Raw genomic sequence first — 15,305 nt, forward strand, 5'->3', positions numbered from 1 at the left:
TTTTATTTTTTAGAGAGATAAGATAGCATTAACTAGTAATTAGTTTTAAAATTATAACCAAAAAGAGCCAGTTGGAAAGCATTACTCTTGAGGAAGTTCAATGAAAAAAAGTAAATTTATGGTTGTCTTAGTTAATATTATTTTGTTGGTAACTATTCCCGCGCTTACTGTCGGGGAAGCTGAACCAGTATCCGCTGCCAGCATTAAAGGCTACGTTAAAGTAAAAACAAAGGGTAAAGCACAACTGTACCAAGGGTCGGGCAAACGGTCTCGATTTTACGCGGTGGCAAAACGTCAATATTCATACAGTCGTAAGAAAAAGATTGGGCAGAAAAAGCGCACTGCCTACAAGATTGGTAACAATTCTCAGTGGATTTTGGCCAAAGATGTTAAGGTGGTAAAAAAGCAGCCAGTGAAATATGCTCAGGCCACAATGAAATTACCGCGGGGATACAACAAAACCGACTTGTTGCAGGCATACCAGGGTAAACCGAGCAAGGCCTTTGTGAATGCTTCAATGCAGGGGATGAAGGTCAACAACTTTAGTCGCGGCAAGCTAGCAGAAAGTAAGCAAGATAACCAAACCGTGGTTAATTTGGCCAACCTTACGACAGAACAGTTGAGTGCCTTGACTACTTTCGCTTTGCGTTTAATTAATGAAGCTCGGAGTGATTTGGGCTTACGGGCTTGGGTTGAAAGTTCGGGCACACAGAAACTGGCGGCTGATATTGCCACTGAATATGCTCAGAATAAGATGACGATTAAGGATGGTCATTATGTTGCGGGGATCGTTCGTGCTTGCCAAGCTAATGGCTTGAAACTTGATGACAACTATGTCGAGGACATGGCAGGTTTTTATAATCAACAGCAAACAATGACCATGACCGAGTTGAAAAAGTCAGTATATTTCGGCTTGAAGCAGATGATTTTTGGTTACTCAGGTAGTAGTGAGTCAGAGCAAAGCGACCGCAGTTATTACCAGGAGTGGGGCCATGCTGGTGACTTGTTCAATACCCAGGGAACGTTGCACGATGGCGATTATAACTACTTTGGTTTTAATATTTCGACTACCAATAATATCTGTTCGTTGCACTTTATTAGTGTACCTACGTACATCGGTAAAAATAAGCAGAATAACGTTGATTTTAAGCCATAATAATAACTTTTGAAGGTGAAAGAGATGGCAATTTATATTCTTTAACTCAAGGCCGTGATTTGACTAGGATAATGGCGATTATTGATGAAGCCAAGGAGTTGTTAAAAAAAGACGGCAGTCCGCAATGGCAAAATGGCAACCCTAATCACGCAATATTGGCAGCTGATATTGTCCAGGAGCAAGCGTATTGCTTGATGGTTGATCAAGCTGTAGCGGGGGTTGCAGCCTTAGTTGCGGGACCTGAGCCAAATTACGACCGGATTGATGGCGCCTGGCAGAATACAACAGACCAGTATGCGACAATCCATCGCATAGCAATTTCTGGTAAATATCGTGGGCAACACCTTAGTCAGTTTTTCCTGTCGAATTTACTTTCACGTGGTCTGCTACTGGGAATTCATAATTTCAGAATTGATACTCATGCAGATAACCAACGCATGCAAGCCCTAATTAGCAAGGTGGGTTTCCAATATCGCGGGACGGTTTGGGTTGACCAGACTGCAGATGGTGCTAGATACGCCTATGAACTCAACTTATGACCAGAAAATTTGGTTTTTGCTTGACTTAAAGTAGGAAATTTTTTATACTATTTGAAGTTGAGAAAGCAAGTAAAAGCTCAGCTGGAATTGGGTTATAGCCAAGCGGTAAGGCACTAGTTTTTGGTACTAGTATGCGCTGGTTCGAATCCAGCTAACCCAATTGTTCTTACGAACACCCAACCCGAAAAAAGCAGTTCTGTTTCAAGAACTGCTTTTTTTATTTTTTAAAAGTGGTGTGATACAAGCAGAAAGTTGTCTTTAGGAGTTTGGGGGTATTTTCAAATTGTCTAAATAGGGTTAAGATAGCCTCTATAATTTACTATTAGACAAGTAGAATTTGATAGAGGTTTCACAATTAAAACAATGAATGGCGTTCAAGCAAAGACCGTCGTGTTCGGCCATCGCGGGTACCCAGCTAAGTTCGCTGAAAATTCCTTTGAAGGCTTCCGTTATGCCATTGAAAACGGCGCAGAGGGCGTTGAATTTGATGTTCATCTGACCAAGGATGGAGTACCAGTGGTAATGCATGATGAACGGGTTGACCGCACGACCGACGGCACAGGCTATATTAAAGACTTCACCCTAAAGGCGTTACAGCGCTTGCACCTGACTAATGGTGAGCCTATTCCTGAACTTGAAGAAGTATTTAAGCTTCTTAATGAACGGGATATTATGATTAATTTGGAATTTAAAACCAGTATTGTGCACTATCAGGGCATCGAAAAAATTGTCCTGAAACTGGCGGAGCGGTACAACTTTGTCTACCCCATTATTTATTCTTCCTTTGACTATGTCACTTTAAAAAATTGTCAGGAAGTTGATGCCAGCCAAATTTATTGTTATCTGACTGATGCGGACATTACCAATTCAGCCAAATTAATTAAGGACAATGACTTTGCCGGTATTCATCCGGGGAAATTACTGAATGCCCAAGAAGAGATTATTCAACGCGTGTGGACAGTGGATGATCCGCAAACCGCCAAAAAGTATTTTCAGCAGCGGATTGCTGGTATTTTTACTAATGATTTTCCGCTTATGACCCAGTTACGCAATGAAGTACAAGAGCAGGGCAAGTTTTAAAAATAAATAAATAAAAAATAAATAAGTATGTTAAAATCGGTCTAATGATAATATAATTTACCTAAGTAGATATACAGAAAGTTTGGTGAAAAGATGGTTAATCTTAAAAAATATATGCGTAAGGGCTTAGCCGAGGTCGAACCGAATCCGATTCTAAAATTTGCGGATTATGCTGGTAAAATCCCCGATGTGGTTAAATTCACTTTGGGGGAACCCGATTTTAATACGCCCGACCACATTAAGGAAGCTGCTAAGCAGTCAATCGCAGACAACCGTTCCCACTATGCTCCGTCTAATGGAACAATGGGCTTAAGGACTGCAGTTAGCAACTTTTTACGCCATAAATATGGTCAAGAGTATGATCCGGCTACTGAGGTTTTAGTCACTACCGGGGTTACGGAGTCAATCTTTGACACGGTCATGGCTACGCTGAATCCTGGCGATGTGATGGTTGTTCCAACCCCAATGTTTTCGCTCTATATGTCAGATGAAAGTGTCATTAATGAAGGTGTGGAAGTTGTTGAAGTGGATACTTCGAACACCCAGTTCAAGCTGACACCTGAACAGTTGCAGGAAGTGCTTGATCAATATGGTGACCGGGTGCGGATGCTAGTGATGAACTATCCCACTAATCCAACTGGAGTAATGTACAGTCAAAAGGAACTTGATGACTTAGCCGCTGTTATCAGAAACAAGCCAATTTTTGCCTTGTGTGATGAAATATACAGTGAGCTCAACTATGACCAGCCCCATGCTTCGATGGAGAAGTCACTGCATGACCAGGTAATCCTGATGAATGGCGTGTCTAAGGCTTGGGCAATGACTGGTTATCGGATAGGAATTGTTTGTGCGCCCAAAGATATTTTGCTCGAGATTGCGAAAGTGCACCAGGCGGTCGTGACGACCGAACCAACCCCAATGCAAGATGCGGCTGAAGAAGCGTTTGCTAATGGGATGGATGATGCTGTACCAATGAAGGCTGAATTTAAGAAACGGCGCGATGTATTGTATGAAGGTTTAATGAAGCTGGGCTTTAAATGCGTCAAGCCGCAAGGGGCATTCTACTTATTTGCTAAAATTCCAGCTCACTTGGAACAGGATGATACTAAATTTATTTATGACTTAGTCGACCAAGCGCGCGTGGCAGTTACAGCCGGGTCTTGCTTTGACAAGGGGGGAGCTGGTTATGTCCGTTTCTCCTATGCGGTTTCAATGCCACAGATCAAAGAGGGCTTGCGGCGACTTGAGCAATATATGCGGGAAATTAAGCAATAATCAGCAAATTAAGGCTTGCAATCATGCACGTTTTTCGGTAAGATAATTATCGTGCATGACGGAGGAGTAGCGAAGTGGCTAAACGCGGCGGTCTGTAAAACCGCTCTCTCTGAGTTCGGCGGTTCGAATCCACCCTCCTCCATTATCACTGGGTTATAGCCAAGCGGTAAGGCACTAGTTTTTGGTACTAGTATGCGCTGGTTCGAATCCAGCTAACCCAATTAAATTATAAAATCAAGGCAGCTAGAGTAGTTGCCTTTTTACTTGCTTGTCTTGGGGCGGGACTTGAACTTAAATAATCTAAAATCCGTAATTTCCGCTAAAGCCAAAAAGATAGTACAATAGTAGCTAGTTTACTCCTCGAGTAAGAAAGGAATTTTATGGCGAGACTAATTAAAGTTGGTGCTGGTGGCGGAGAAATAAACTGGCATGATGCTCTCAAGGACATGCAGGCTGACGATGTCTTGTTCTTAGAACCCGGTTTTTATGAACTACCGCAGGGACGCTACTTAGCTGACATTACGATTAAGGGTACTGGAAATTTACCTGAAGATACGACGATTTTGGGCAGTGTTAACGTTGACGCTGGTAGTCAATTTGTCAATCTAGAAAACCTCTGCATTAATACTAATGAAGATGCTAATAGTCTCTTTGTGCCGACTGAGGCTAATACTTATCTTACTTTGCGTAATTGTGTGGTTAAGGGCTTTGGCGGTGATACTGCAGCGATTGCTGCTAATGGCAAAATCACGCTGGAGCTTTTTTCAACCATGATTTTAAATGGTTCGGTTTCGCTGTTTGCCAATGCCAATTTTCGTTTGGAAATGAATGATTCAGCCATTGATAATATTTCTGAGCAGTTCGGAGCTTTGGCAATAGAAGGGCATGGTACTGCGATTATCAATAACTCGCGTATTAACGGTAGTATTGATACCTTTAAAAAGTGCAATGCTGAGGTCAATCTTAATAATGCGGTAGTAAATTCCCTCTTAGTTCAAGGGCAGGTTTGGTTAAACATGCTTAACAGCAAGGTTTTACTAGCTGATGACGCTAGTACATACATTACGGATGAGGCTTGGGTCAATATTGTTGGCTCTGACTTTAAGGGCGGGGTTTATTTAGATAAGCAACCTCATGTGATTATCCAGAATAGTCAAATTAACCGGCTGATTGCCGTTGAGCGCACTAAACTGACCATGGCTAATGCGGTTATCGAAAATCATGCCGACTTTCAAAACGAGGCAGAATGCGACGCTCGTCGAGTTACCTTTAATGGTGGAAACGAATATCAATACTTTTTGGCGTTAAGTGACCGGGCTCATCTGCTTGGACATGATTTAATCCTCAATTCTAATGGGGCTGATCTAGCCATGAAAAACGCTGCTTGGATGCAGGCCAGTGTCCTTGCTACTAGTGATGACTCGATTACGGTTGAATGCAGCCACAAAGCTAAACTCAGTCTTCTGGGGATGAAATGGACCACTAGAAAAAAATAGCCCTTAAAGCAGTTCGCTTTAAAGCTGTACAAAATAGACCAATTTGGATTATAATTGAAGACATAAGCGGAGGTGCCTTTAATGAAAGAACCCATGTACATCAAAATTCATAACCAGATTAAACGTGAAATTGAAGACCATGTATACCGCGTCGGCAGCAGAATACCGGCTGAGCGGCAGCTTGCGCAGAAGTTTGGGGTTTCACGCATGACTCTGCGGCAGGCAATTAAAACGCTAGAAGATGAAGGGATTTTAGAGCAACGGTTGGGAAGTGGCACTTATGTAGCCAACCAAAAGGTGCAGGAAAAGATGTCGGGAATTATGTCTTTTACTGAAATCACCCACGCCAATGGTCAAGCACCCTCCAGCAAGCTGATTTCTTACCGGGTGGGTAAGCCTTCCCTGTCGGAGACCGAGCGGCTCAACCTCGATGACGACCAGGAAGTCCTGCGCATGGAACGAATTCGTTATGCGGATGATGTACCAATTTGTTATGAGGTAGTCAGCATTCCACACCGCTTAATTGAAAAGTTGTCAAAGGCCGAGATATCGGCCCACTTGTACCAGACCCTTGAGCAGAACGGTTACCAGATTGGGCGGGTAACCGAGCATATTTCAGCTGCTGTTGCAACGGAAAATGCCGCTCGTCTACTTGATGCGAAAAAGGGTGAGGCCTTAATTACGCGCCTGCAAGTTACGGAGCTGTCTACGGGGGAGCCGTTTGAATATACGCGGGCTAGCTATGTGGCTGATCGCTTTGAATTTACTTTTTCGAAATAAAACAAAAACTCTGAACTAGTGTTGTGTTAGTTCAGAGTTTTTATTTAAGGTCATCTTTAATTTTACTAGTGGAAATGCCGGGGGTGCGTGCCAGGTAGACCACCTCACAAGCAGGCTTTAAAAAGTCGAACTGGCCTCGCCAGTCGTCCCCCATCACAAAGGCATCGATGCCATATTTCTGGATATCGGTGGCTTTTTGGTCCCAATTCTGTTCGGGAATAACTTCATCAACGTAGCGGATGGCTTCAAGGATATACTTGCGTTCAGCATAAGTATTATATGCTTCTTTGTGTTTTTGGAGTTCATTGAACTGATCAGTTGAAAGACCAACGATAAGATAGTCACCTAGCTCCTTGGCCCGTTTTAGCAGGCGTACATGGCCATAATGCAATAAGTCAAATGTTCCATAAGTGATAACTTTTTTCATTTTATGATCTCCCTCGTGTTTAGCTAATATTATCATATTATAGAAAAAGGTTAAACATGTGCCCTAGAGCCTAATTGTTTGCTAAAATAAAGTAAATTAAACGCAAAGGTGATTGTCATGGATAAAGTAAATGTTTTGGGTGTTGATTTTGATAATAAAAGTTTTAAGCAATTTCAATCTGAATTTAGCAACCGCATTGACTCACATCAATCAACTTTGGTTGTAACTGCAAATCCCGAAATCGTAATGACAGCGAATGAAAACCCTGAATTTATGAAAATTTTGCGGCGTACGGCGGACTATATTACCCCTGATGGTATTGGTATTATCAAGGCAGGCAAGATTCTTGGCACACCGCTAAAAGAACGCGTTACAGGTTATGACTTGTTTGTCTGGTTACTTAAAGTGGCAAATGAACAGAAGTTGCGAATTTATTTAGTTGGCGCCAAACCAGAAGTGCTGGCGGCCGTGCAGGAGCGAATCGGTCGTGAGTATGGCGGTATTGACTTGGTGGGAGCAGAAGATGGGTATTTTGATGACGATTTAGAAATTATCGCCTATCAGATTAAGCAAAAACAGCCAGACCTGGTTTTTGCAGCCCTAGGTTCACCGCGTCAGGAGCAACTATTGACTCTCCTGCGTAGGGACCGACTAGCCGCTTTAATGATGGGGGTTGGCGGTAGCTTTGATGTTTTTTCAGGAAAGGTCAAGCGGGCCCCGCAATTTTGGCAGAAGCTGCATTTGGAGTGGCTTTACCGCTTGCTAAAAAATCCGCGTCGTTTCAAGCGAATACTGGTTTTACCGCAATTTGTGCTTGAAGTGTACCATTCAAGAACAGGGAAGAGATAAAGTATGAAGGTTTTACATGTCAATGCAGGCTTAGAAACGGGCGGCGGGTTGACCCACATTATTAACTTACTTAAAGAAGCTAAAAAAGAGCAGGAAGACTTCACGCTCCTGTGCTTAGCTGCTGGTCCTGTTGCTGATGCTGCACGCGCAGCTGGTCTGCGAGTGCAGGTGCTGGGGATAACAAGTCGCTATGCTTTAAGTAGCCTGAGGCAGCTCAGTGACTTCATTAATCAAAATGGTTACGAAATCGTGCATAGCCACGGTGCGCGCGCCAACTTGTTTTTGGCGTTAATCAAGCGCAAGCTTAGGGCCCAGTGGTGTGTTACCGTCCATTCTGATCCCTACTTGGATTTTGAGGGGCGGGGACTGGCTGGCCGCGCTTTTACTTTTGCCAACCTGCGTGCTCTCCGGCGCGCTGACTGTGTATTTGCAGTCACCAAGAGATTTGCCAACTTGGTTACAGACAAGGTTGGCGTTATGCCCAAGAAGGTTCATGTAATCTATAACGGCACTTTTTTTCATGAAAATAGCGAAATTCGGGCTAAGATTGCTCATCCTGGTTTTAACTTGGTGAATGTTGCCCGGGCAGAAAAGATCAAGGGACAGGAATTGCTGCTGCAAGCGCTCAAAAAGTTAGATTACGCCAGTGTTCACCTGTATATTGCAGGAGATGGCCCGCAATTGCCCCACTTAAAGGACCTAGTTCAGCAACTGGGTTTAGGGCCCCAGGTAAGCTTTCAAGGGTTCCTGACGCAGCCGCAGCTTACCGACTTGTATCGGCAGATGGACCTGGCCGTTTTGACCTCTTATTCAGAAAGTTTTCCGCTGGTACTACTTGAGGCTAGCGACCACCTGCTGCCACTTTTAGCGACCACCGTCGGTGATATCGAAATGATGATTCCCGATTCAGAGCATGGTTTTGTTACCCCGGTGGGCGATGTTGGGGAGCTTACTGCTACGCTAAAAAGTGCGCTAAATAGACCAACCGCAGACTTGAAAAAAATGGCCGCGCGGGAAAAAGACTATGTTGCTCATCATTTTTCATTGCAGCAGCAGCTGACCAGCATCGTGCGAGTTTATCAGGAACTCTTGGCGGGCTAACAAAATTGTTTAACTGGTTGCCAGTGGTTATAATAAAACAAAAAATATTTAAGTGGATAAAGAGGATCAGATGTTTTATCAAGAATTAGGGCAAGACGACTCGTTGACCCTGCACACGGACTTATACCAAATCAATATGATGTATACCTACTTCAAAAAAGGCATTGCCGAGCGCAATGCTGTTTTTGAAGCTTATTACCGGCAGGAACCCTTTGGCAATGGGTACTCAGTTTTTGCCGGCTTGGAGCATGCGATTTTGTATCTGCAAAATCTTCATTTTAAGGAGAGCGACCTTGAATACCTGCGTCAGGCAGTCGGTTATGATGATGACTTCATTGACTACTTGCGCCACTTTGAAATGAAGTTAACCGTGCGATCAATGCGCGAGGGTGAGATCGTCTTTGCTAATGAGCCCCTTCTTCAGGTTGAAGGACCATTAGCCCAGTGTCAGCTGGTTGAAACTGCACTGCTAAACATTGTTAACTTTCAAACGCTCTTAGCCACTAAGGCTGCTCGGGTCAAATTGGCCGTTCAGGGTGACGGTGTCATGGAATTCGGGACGAGACGGGCTCAAGAGGCCGATGCGGCCCTTTGGGGAACTAGAGCAGCTTATATTGGCGGCTTTGATTCGACCAGTAATGTGCGTGCGGGTAAGCTGTTCGGCATTCCGGTTTCTGGTACACATGCTCACTCTTTGGTTGAAGCCTTTGGGAGTGAGTACGAGGCCTTTAAAGCATATGCTGAAACTCATCGGGACTGCGTTTTTTTAGTCGATACTTATGATACGGTTCGAAGTGGCGTGCCGAATGCAATTCGAGTTGCCCAGGAGATGGGTAACAAGATCAACTTTCAGGGTGTCCGCATCGATTCCGGTGACATGGCCTACATTTCTAAGCAAGTGCGCCGCGAACTAGACAATGCGGGTTTCCCAGCAGCTAAGATTTACGCTTCCAATGATTTAGATGAAACTACCATCACCAGCTTGAAGATGCAAGGAGCCAAAATTGACGTTTGGGGGATTGGTACAAAGTATATTACAGCTTACGATCAACCTGCGCTGGGGGCGGTTTACAAGTTGGTTTCAATTGAGGATGACCAAGGCCGGATGCGGGATACCTTGAAGATTTCTTCGAATGCTGTGAAGGTTTCTACGCCCGGGAAAAAGCAAGTCTGGCGGATTTCTGCTAATACGCAAAAGAAGAATGAAGGTGACTGGATTGCGCGTGCTGGAGTTGACCCCCGTAAGTTCAAGTCACTGTACATGTTTCACCCACAATATAACTACATCAACAAGGTGGTTACCGACTATACGGCGGAACCCCTGCTTAAGCCAATCTTTGAAAATGGTCAGTTAATTTACGAAAAACCACAGTTAGGCGATATCAAAAAGTTCTGTGCGGCCAATCTGGATGGTCTTTGGGATGAGTACAAACGTAGCCTGAATCCGCAAGAATATCCCGTTGACCTTGCTCAAGACCTCTACGACAGTAAGATGAACCAGATTCAAGACATTCGGAGTAAAATTATCAAAGGAGATGCAATGTAATGAGACCACTACAAGCAAAAATCATTGCCTATGAGCATGTTTTGCCGCAAATTGATGCTCAAAAAGAAATTAGGCGGTCAATTGATTTTTTAAAGGATTATTTGCGCGCGAATCGGTTTTTGAAATCCTATGTGCTGGGCATTTCAGGTGGTCAAGATTCAACGCTGACGGGTAAGTTATGCCAGCTGGCGATTACGGAAATGCGTCAAGCAACTGGTGATCAGTCCTACCAATTTATTGCGGTTCGCCTGCCTTACGGAGTTCAAGGCGATGCCCAAGATGCGGCCGCTGCGATTGCCTTTCAGCAACCTGATCAAGATCTGATTGTTAACATTAAACCAGCAGTCGATACGATGGTTACTAGTCTGACTGCGGCAGGGCAAGTAATCACTGACTTTAACAAGGGCAACCTTAAGGCCCGGCAACGGATGGTGGTTCAGTATGCCATCGCTGGTGCTAACCAAGGGGCTGTTGTCGGCACAGACCATGCTGCCGAAAACTTTTCAGGTTTTTATACCAAGTATGGCGATGGAGCGGCTGACCTAACGCCGCTCTTTCGGTTGGATAAGCGGCAGGGTAAGCAAATGCTCAAGGCATTAGGCTGTCCTGAACAACTCTACTTGAAGTCCCCGACGGCGGACCTTGAAGAAGACCAACCGGCCCTGCCAGACGAAGAAGCTTTAGGGGTGAGTTATGAAGACGTGGACAATTATTTGGAGGGGCGGGAAGTACCGGTAGCCGCTGCCGAAAAGATTGAAGCGCTGTGGCGAAAGAGTGAACATAAGCGGCACCTACCGGTAACGGTTTTTGACGATTTTTACCGTAGTTAAGGAACCTCCAGAAATTTGAAGACGGATTTCTTGATATGTTATAAGTAGAGTAGGTTTTTGGTGAAGATAAGGCTGATGTGAATGAAAGAGCGGGCAAGCAACGATGATTAGAAAAGCAAGAGTGAGCGATGCTGCTGCTATCTGCCAACTTAATCAAACACAACTGGGTTACGACTACCCTCTGGCGCAAACAACTAGCAACTTGGAGCGGTTACTAGCAGACGACCAACATCAGCTGTTGCTGGTTTACGAGGATGATGCAACCGCTCAAGTTGCCGGATACGTGCATGCCGAATTATATGAGGAGACTTACTTTGAGCCGATGCTTAATGTTCTGGCTTTAGCAGTTGCTAGTCAGCGTCAGCAGCAAGGCATTGGCAGTCAACTGATGCAGGCAGTGGAAGAGCGTGCCAGACGAGCTGGACTTAATGAAGTTAGGTTGAATTCAGGTGCAGAACGGACCGTTGCACATCACTTTTATGAACAACGCGGCTATCACTGCAGCAAGCAGCAAAAGCGCTTTGGTAAAAAATTGCGTTAAGGACTTTCAAGGGGATTTTGCGCTAGTAAAAAAGCGGACGCAGCTGACCGCAACAAAAGATTGACAAAGATTGTGCATGTAGTAAAATAGCTGTTAACTTAAGACATGTTTTTTAAATTGTTAGTTCACAGAGAAGATCGTGCGCTGAGAAAGGTCTATGACGGTTTAGAAAATGCTCCTTGAGGGTTAAAATGAATGTTAATTAAGAGGTAACAAACACTGTTGCAATTGAGGTGGTACCGCGTTTTAAAGCGTCCTTAAGTATGGCAATGGTGTTTTTTATTTTGGCAAAAAAGGAGAAATATTAATGAAGAAATTGACCAGTTCCGAATTTAGACAACTATTTTTGGACTTCTTCAAGGAACATGACCACATGGTGCTACCCAGCCAATCGCTAATTCCGCAGGATGACCCGACGCTCCTCTGGATTAACTCGGGCGTAGCGACAATGAAGAAGTATTTTGACGGATCGGTTGTCCCGAAAAATCACCGCATTACTAGTTCGCAGAAATCAATTAGAACTAACGATATCGAAAATGTTGGTAAGACTGCTCGTCACCAGACCTTTTTTGAAATGCTCGGCAACTTCTCAGTTGGTGATTACTTTAAAAAAGAAGCAGTAACTTGGGCTTGGGAATTTTTGACCAGTCCCAAGTGGCTTGCTTTGGACAAAGAGAAGTTATACTGCACGGTTTATCCGAAGGATACCGAGACCTATCAAATTTGGTTGGAAGTGGGGATGCCGGAAGACCATATTGTCAAACTAGAAGAAAATTTTTGGGATATTGGAGAGGGTCCTTGTGGTCCTGACTCCGAGATTTTTTATGATCGGGGCCAAGAAAACAACGATGTGGCCGAAGATGATCCGGAAAATTTCCCTGGTGGAGAAAATGCCCGTTACCTAGAAATTTGGAATATTGTCTTTTCACAATATAACCATTTGGCCAACGGCAAGTATGTTGACCAGCCCCATAAAAATATTGATACCGGGATGGGACTTGAACGTGTTCTGTCAATTTTACAAGATGCACCAACTAACTTTGAAACTGACTTGTTTATGCCGCTTATCCATGAAACTGAAAAAATGACTTCAGGTAAGCAGTACGGTGCAAATGAGGCTGATACCGTCGCCTTTAAGATTATTGCTGACCATGTGCGCACGGTCAGCTTTGCAATTGCTGATGGGGCGCTTCCGTCTAATACTGGGCGCGGCTACGTCCTGCGGCGGTTAATTCGGCGCGGCGACCTTAATGGCCAACGACTGGGCATCACCGGGTCCTTCTTGTACAAGTTAGTGCCGATAGTCGGTCAGATTATGGCGAGTCACTACCCGGAAGTAACTGAGCAACAAGACTTCATTGCCAAGGTCATTAAAAACGAAGAAGAACGGTTCCAGCTAACGCTTGCTTCTGGTTTAAACCTGTTGGACGAGTTGATTGCTCAAGCGCAGCAGACGGGTGATCAGACCATTGCTGGTAAAGATGTCTTCAAGTTATTTGATACCTATGGTTTTCCTTATGAATTAACTTTTGAAACGGCTCAGGATGCTGGTCTGAAGATTAACAAAGCAGAATTTGACGCTGAAATGAAGGCCCAGAAGAAGCGGGCGCGTGAAGCTCGCGGTAATCTGCAGTCAATGGGGGTACAGGATGAAACCCTAATGAACCTAAAGGATAAGTCCGAGTTTGAATATGGTGTATATGAAGAAAAGCACGCGCGTCTGGTTGACATTATTGTTAATGACCAATTGGTCGACCAAGCAGAAGGCGAGCAGGCTACCCTAATCTTTGATAAGACACCATTTTACGCTGAACGCGGGGGGCAGGTTGCCGACCATGGTGACATTTTTAACCAAGCTGGTGAGTTAGTGGCTAAGGTGACCGACGTTCAACATGCTCCGCAAGACCAGAATATGCACTTTGTTGATGTTGTTTTGCCGCTAACCAAGGGCGCAGAATATGTCCTTAAGATTGATCGTAAGCGCCGTGAAGGCCTGCGGCATTCCCATACGGCGACGCACCTTTTGCACGCGGCTTTGCGCAGCGTTTTGGGTGAACACACCCACCAAGCTGGTAGTTTGGTGGAACCGGACTTTTTGCGCTTTGATTTTACAGCAATTGAGCCAATGACGGACCAGGAATTAAAGTCAGTGGAAGAGCTAGTTAATCAAAAAATCTGGTCAGCGATTGAAGTCAAAACAACCATCACTGATCCTGAAAATGGTAAAAAAATGGGTGCTTTAGCCTTATTTGACGGTAAGTATGGTGATCAAGTACGGGTAGTTGAAATCAGTGACTTTTCTACCGAATTTTGTGGCGGGACCCACTGCAGTAACACTAACCAAATTGGAATTTTTAAAATCACCTCCGAATCAGCCATTGGTGCCGGACTCAGAAGGATTGAAGCTGTCGTATCCCAAAAAGCATATGATTACCTAGCAAGCCGCTCCGATTTGCTCGATCAGATTCAAGCTGAAGTTAAGTCAACTAAGCCGGAAGACATCATAGACAAGGTTGACAGTCTTGAAAAAGACCTGCATGATAGTCAAAAGCAGGTAGAAGAGCTAAACCGGCAAGTTAACCAAATTAAGGCCGGGTCAATTTTTGATGACGTTAAACAGGTTGGTTCACTGTCAGTTATTGCGCAAAAGGTTGATGTCAATGGAATGAATGACCTACGTGACCTCGTTGATACCTGGAAGAGTGCGGCCAAGTCTGATGTTCTAGTCTTAGCCGCTGCAAAAGCCGGTAAGGCTAATATGATTATTGGCTTGGGCCAAAAAGCCCGCGACCAAGGGCTAAAGGCCGGTGATTTGATTAAGCAAGTTGCCCCGCTCTTCGGTGGTGGCGGAGGTGGTAGGCCGGATCTGGCCCAAGCCGGTGGTAAAAAGCCAGAAGGTATTACAGCGGCAATTGCAGCGGTGGTCACAGCGCTTAGTGCAAATTAATTGATTGAGTTTAGGCTGATTTTCAAGTAAAATTGTGCTAGGAGGAATAATTATGAGTTCGCTAGATAAGACGATGCATTTTGAGTTTAACGAAAATAAAAACAAAAATGTTTATGACACTCTTCAAGATGTCTATAATGCCCTTGAAGAAAAGGGTTATAATCCAATTAATCAGATTGTCGGCTACTTATTGTCTGGTGATCCAGCTTATATTCCACGGCACAACGATGCGCGCAATTTAATTTTGAAGCATGAACGTGATGAAATTATCGAGGAACTTGTGAAGAGCTATCTTGGTAAGGACAAGTAATGCGGCTGCTAGGACTAGACGTTGGATCAAAGACAGTTGGCGTTGCAGTTAGCGATGAATTAGGCATAACTGCTCAAAAGGTGGAAACGATCGCGATTGACGAACAGCGGTATAACTTTGGAATGCGGCCACTAAAGAAAATTGTGCGGAAGTATGATGCTGATGGCTTTGTTTTAGGTTTACCGAAAAACATGGATGGTTCTGCTGGAGCAGCTGTTGCCCGGAGTAGGGCATATGGCAAGCGTCTGACCCAAAAGTTTGGTCTTCCGGTTGCTTATTTGGATGAGCGCCTGACCACAGTTGAGTCACGCCGCTTGCTGGTTGAAGAAGCGGGGATGCATGATCGTCGCGAGCGCAAAGAAATGATTGACCAAATGGCTGCGGTTTTAATATTGCAGAATTATTTGGACCTCAAGCGAAAGGAATAA

Annotated in this window: 15 protein-coding genes and 3 tRNA genes; 17 read left to right on the forward strand and 1 reads right to left on the reverse strand. The window is 44.4% G+C overall.

Going from position 1 to position 15,305, the window contains the following annotated elements; all coding sequences use genetic code 11:
* The first annotated feature begins 100 nt into the window (after positions 1-100).
* The 9 genes from R8389_RS01705 to R8389_RS01745 all read left to right on the forward strand — a co-directional run bounded on the left by R8389_RS01705 (position 101) and on the right by R8389_RS01745 (position 6,326).
* The gene (locus R8389_RS01705; protein ID WP_317637787.1) at positions 101-1,156 is read left to right on the forward strand and encodes an SEC10/PgrA surface exclusion domain-containing protein; all 1,056 of its coding nucleotides are present in this window, start codon (positions 101-103) and stop codon (positions 1,154-1,156) included.
* A 71-nt stretch (positions 1,157-1,227) separates the two neighbouring features.
* Complete coding sequence (locus tag R8389_RS01710) at positions 1,228-1,695, forward strand: GNAT family N-acetyltransferase (RefSeq protein ID WP_317637788.1); 468 nt, start codon at positions 1,228-1,230, stop codon at positions 1,693-1,695.
* An 88-nt stretch (positions 1,696-1,783) separates the two neighbouring features.
* Positions 1,784-1,855 (forward strand) — tRNA-Gln (locus R8389_RS01715).
* 203 nt (positions 1,856-2,058) lie between these two features.
* Positions 2,059-2,775, forward strand: a complete 717-nt coding sequence (locus R8389_RS01720) for a glycerophosphodiester phosphodiesterase (protein ID WP_317637789.1) — start codon at positions 2,059-2,061, stop codon at positions 2,773-2,775.
* A gap of 93 nt (positions 2,776-2,868) precedes the next feature.
* Entirely contained in the window at positions 2,869-4,050 is a 1,182-nt protein-coding gene (locus tag R8389_RS01725; RefSeq protein ID WP_317637790.1) for an aminotransferase class I/II-fold pyridoxal phosphate-dependent enzyme, read from the forward strand.
* 60 nt (positions 4,051-4,110) lie between these two features.
* Positions 4,111-4,192, forward strand: a tRNA-Tyr gene (locus R8389_RS01730).
* A 7-nt stretch (positions 4,193-4,199) separates the two neighbouring features.
* Positions 4,200-4,271 (forward strand) — tRNA-Gln (locus R8389_RS01735).
* Positions 4,272-4,430: 159 nt separating this feature from the next.
* Complete coding sequence (locus R8389_RS01740; protein WP_317637791.1) at positions 4,431-5,546, forward strand: hypothetical protein; 1,116 nt, start codon at positions 4,431-4,433, stop codon at positions 5,544-5,546.
* Between the two features lie 81 nt (positions 5,547-5,627).
* On the forward strand, positions 5,628-6,326 hold the full coding sequence (locus R8389_RS01745; protein WP_317637792.1) for a GntR family transcriptional regulator: 699 nt from the start codon (positions 5,628-5,630) through the stop codon (positions 6,324-6,326).
* 40 nt (positions 6,327-6,366) lie between these two features.
* On the opposite strand, the gene tagD is transcribed toward R8389_RS01745, so the two are convergent.
* Positions 6,367-6,753 carry a glycerol-3-phosphate cytidylyltransferase gene (tagD, locus tag R8389_RS01750; protein WP_317637793.1) on the reverse strand — a complete coding sequence of 129 codons (387 nt, stop codon included), beginning with the start codon at positions 6,751-6,753 and terminating at the stop codon, positions 6,367-6,369.
* A 117-nt stretch (positions 6,754-6,870) separates the two neighbouring features.
* Here tagD and R8389_RS01755 point away from each other — a divergent pair, with 117 nt between their 5' ends.
* From R8389_RS01755 to ruvX, 8 genes are all read left to right on the forward strand, one after another.
* Complete coding sequence (locus R8389_RS01755) at positions 6,871-7,602, forward strand: WecB/TagA/CpsF family glycosyltransferase (RefSeq protein ID WP_317637794.1); 732 nt, start codon at positions 6,871-6,873, stop codon at positions 7,600-7,602.
* A gap of 3 nt (positions 7,603-7,605) precedes the next feature.
* Entirely contained in the window at positions 7,606-8,703 is a 1,098-nt protein-coding gene (locus R8389_RS01760) for a glycosyltransferase (protein ID WP_317637795.1), read from the forward strand.
* A gap of 70 nt (positions 8,704-8,773) precedes the next feature.
* On the forward strand, positions 8,774-10,249 hold the full coding sequence (locus tag R8389_RS01765; protein WP_317637796.1) for a nicotinate phosphoribosyltransferase: 1,476 nt from the start codon (positions 8,774-8,776) through the stop codon (positions 10,247-10,249).
* Positions 10,249-11,079 carry an ammonia-dependent NAD(+) synthetase gene (gene nadE, locus R8389_RS01770; RefSeq protein WP_317637797.1) on the forward strand — a complete coding sequence of 277 codons (831 nt, stop codon included), beginning with the start codon at positions 10,249-10,251 and terminating at the stop codon, positions 11,077-11,079. The genes R8389_RS01765 and nadE overlap by 1 nt, the downstream gene beginning before the upstream one ends.
* A gap of 103 nt (positions 11,080-11,182) precedes the next feature.
* Complete coding sequence (locus tag R8389_RS01775; RefSeq protein ID WP_317637798.1) at positions 11,183-11,620, forward strand: GNAT family N-acetyltransferase; 438 nt, start codon at positions 11,183-11,185, stop codon at positions 11,618-11,620.
* Between the two features lie 307 nt (positions 11,621-11,927).
* A complete protein-coding gene (gene alaS / locus R8389_RS01780; protein WP_317637799.1) occupies positions 11,928-14,567 on the forward strand; it encodes an alanine--tRNA ligase in 2,640 nt (879 codons plus the stop codon).
* Between the two features lie 52 nt (positions 14,568-14,619).
* Entirely contained in the window at positions 14,620-14,877 is a 258-nt protein-coding gene (locus R8389_RS01785; RefSeq protein WP_317637800.1) for an IreB family regulatory phosphoprotein, read from the forward strand.
* Positions 14,877-15,305 carry a Holliday junction resolvase RuvX gene (ruvX, locus tag R8389_RS01790; RefSeq protein WP_317637801.1) on the forward strand — a complete coding sequence of 143 codons (429 nt, stop codon included), beginning with the start codon at positions 14,877-14,879 and terminating at the stop codon, positions 15,303-15,305. Before R8389_RS01785 ends, ruvX begins: the two co-directional genes overlap by 1 nt.

It is taken from the genome of Lactobacillus xylocopicola, assembly GCF_033096005.1.
In the GTDB taxonomy this organism is placed as follows: Bacteria; Bacillota; Bacilli; order Lactobacillales; family Lactobacillaceae; genus Lactobacillus; species Lactobacillus xylocopicola.

What these genes read in the sequence shown, in the direction of transcription:
- R8389_RS01705 (WP_317637787.1), top strand. Translation starts at nt 101, where the DNA reads ATGAAAAAAAGTAAATTTATGGTTGTCTTAGTTAATATTATTTTGTTG.
- R8389_RS01710 (WP_317637788.1), top strand. Translation starts at nt 1,228, where the DNA reads ATGGCGATTATTGATGAAGCCAAGGAGTTGTTAAAAAAAGACGGCAGT.
- R8389_RS01720 (WP_317637789.1), top strand. Translation starts at nt 2,059, where the DNA reads ATGAATGGCGTTCAAGCAAAGACCGTCGTGTTCGGCCATCGCGGGTAC.
- R8389_RS01725 (WP_317637790.1), top strand. Translation starts at nt 2,869, where the DNA reads ATGGTTAATCTTAAAAAATATATGCGTAAGGGCTTAGCCGAGGTCGAA.
- R8389_RS01740 (WP_317637791.1), top strand. Translation starts at nt 4,431, where the DNA reads ATGGCGAGACTAATTAAAGTTGGTGCTGGTGGCGGAGAAATAAACTGG.
- R8389_RS01745 (WP_317637792.1), top strand. Translation starts at nt 5,628, where the DNA reads ATGAAAGAACCCATGTACATCAAAATTCATAACCAGATTAAACGTGAA.
- tagD (WP_317637793.1), bottom strand. Translation starts at nt 6,753, where the DNA reads ATGAAAAAAGTTATCACTTATGGAACATTTGACTTATTGCATTATGGC.
- R8389_RS01755 (WP_317637794.1), top strand. Translation starts at nt 6,871, where the DNA reads ATGGATAAAGTAAATGTTTTGGGTGTTGATTTTGATAATAAAAGTTTT.
- R8389_RS01760 (WP_317637795.1), top strand. Translation starts at nt 7,606, where the DNA reads ATGAAGGTTTTACATGTCAATGCAGGCTTAGAAACGGGCGGCGGGTTG.
- R8389_RS01765 (WP_317637796.1), top strand. Translation starts at nt 8,774, where the DNA reads ATGTTTTATCAAGAATTAGGGCAAGACGACTCGTTGACCCTGCACACG.
- nadE (WP_317637797.1), top strand. Translation starts at nt 10,249, where the DNA reads ATGAGACCACTACAAGCAAAAATCATTGCCTATGAGCATGTTTTGCCG.
- R8389_RS01775 (WP_317637798.1), top strand. Translation starts at nt 11,183, where the DNA reads ATGATTAGAAAAGCAAGAGTGAGCGATGCTGCTGCTATCTGCCAACTT.
- alaS (WP_317637799.1), top strand. Translation starts at nt 11,928, where the DNA reads ATGAAGAAATTGACCAGTTCCGAATTTAGACAACTATTTTTGGACTTC.
- R8389_RS01785 (WP_317637800.1), top strand. Translation starts at nt 14,620, where the DNA reads ATGAGTTCGCTAGATAAGACGATGCATTTTGAGTTTAACGAAAATAAA.
- ruvX (WP_317637801.1), top strand. Translation starts at nt 14,877, where the DNA reads ATGCGGCTGCTAGGACTAGACGTTGGATCAAAGACAGTTGGCGTTGCA.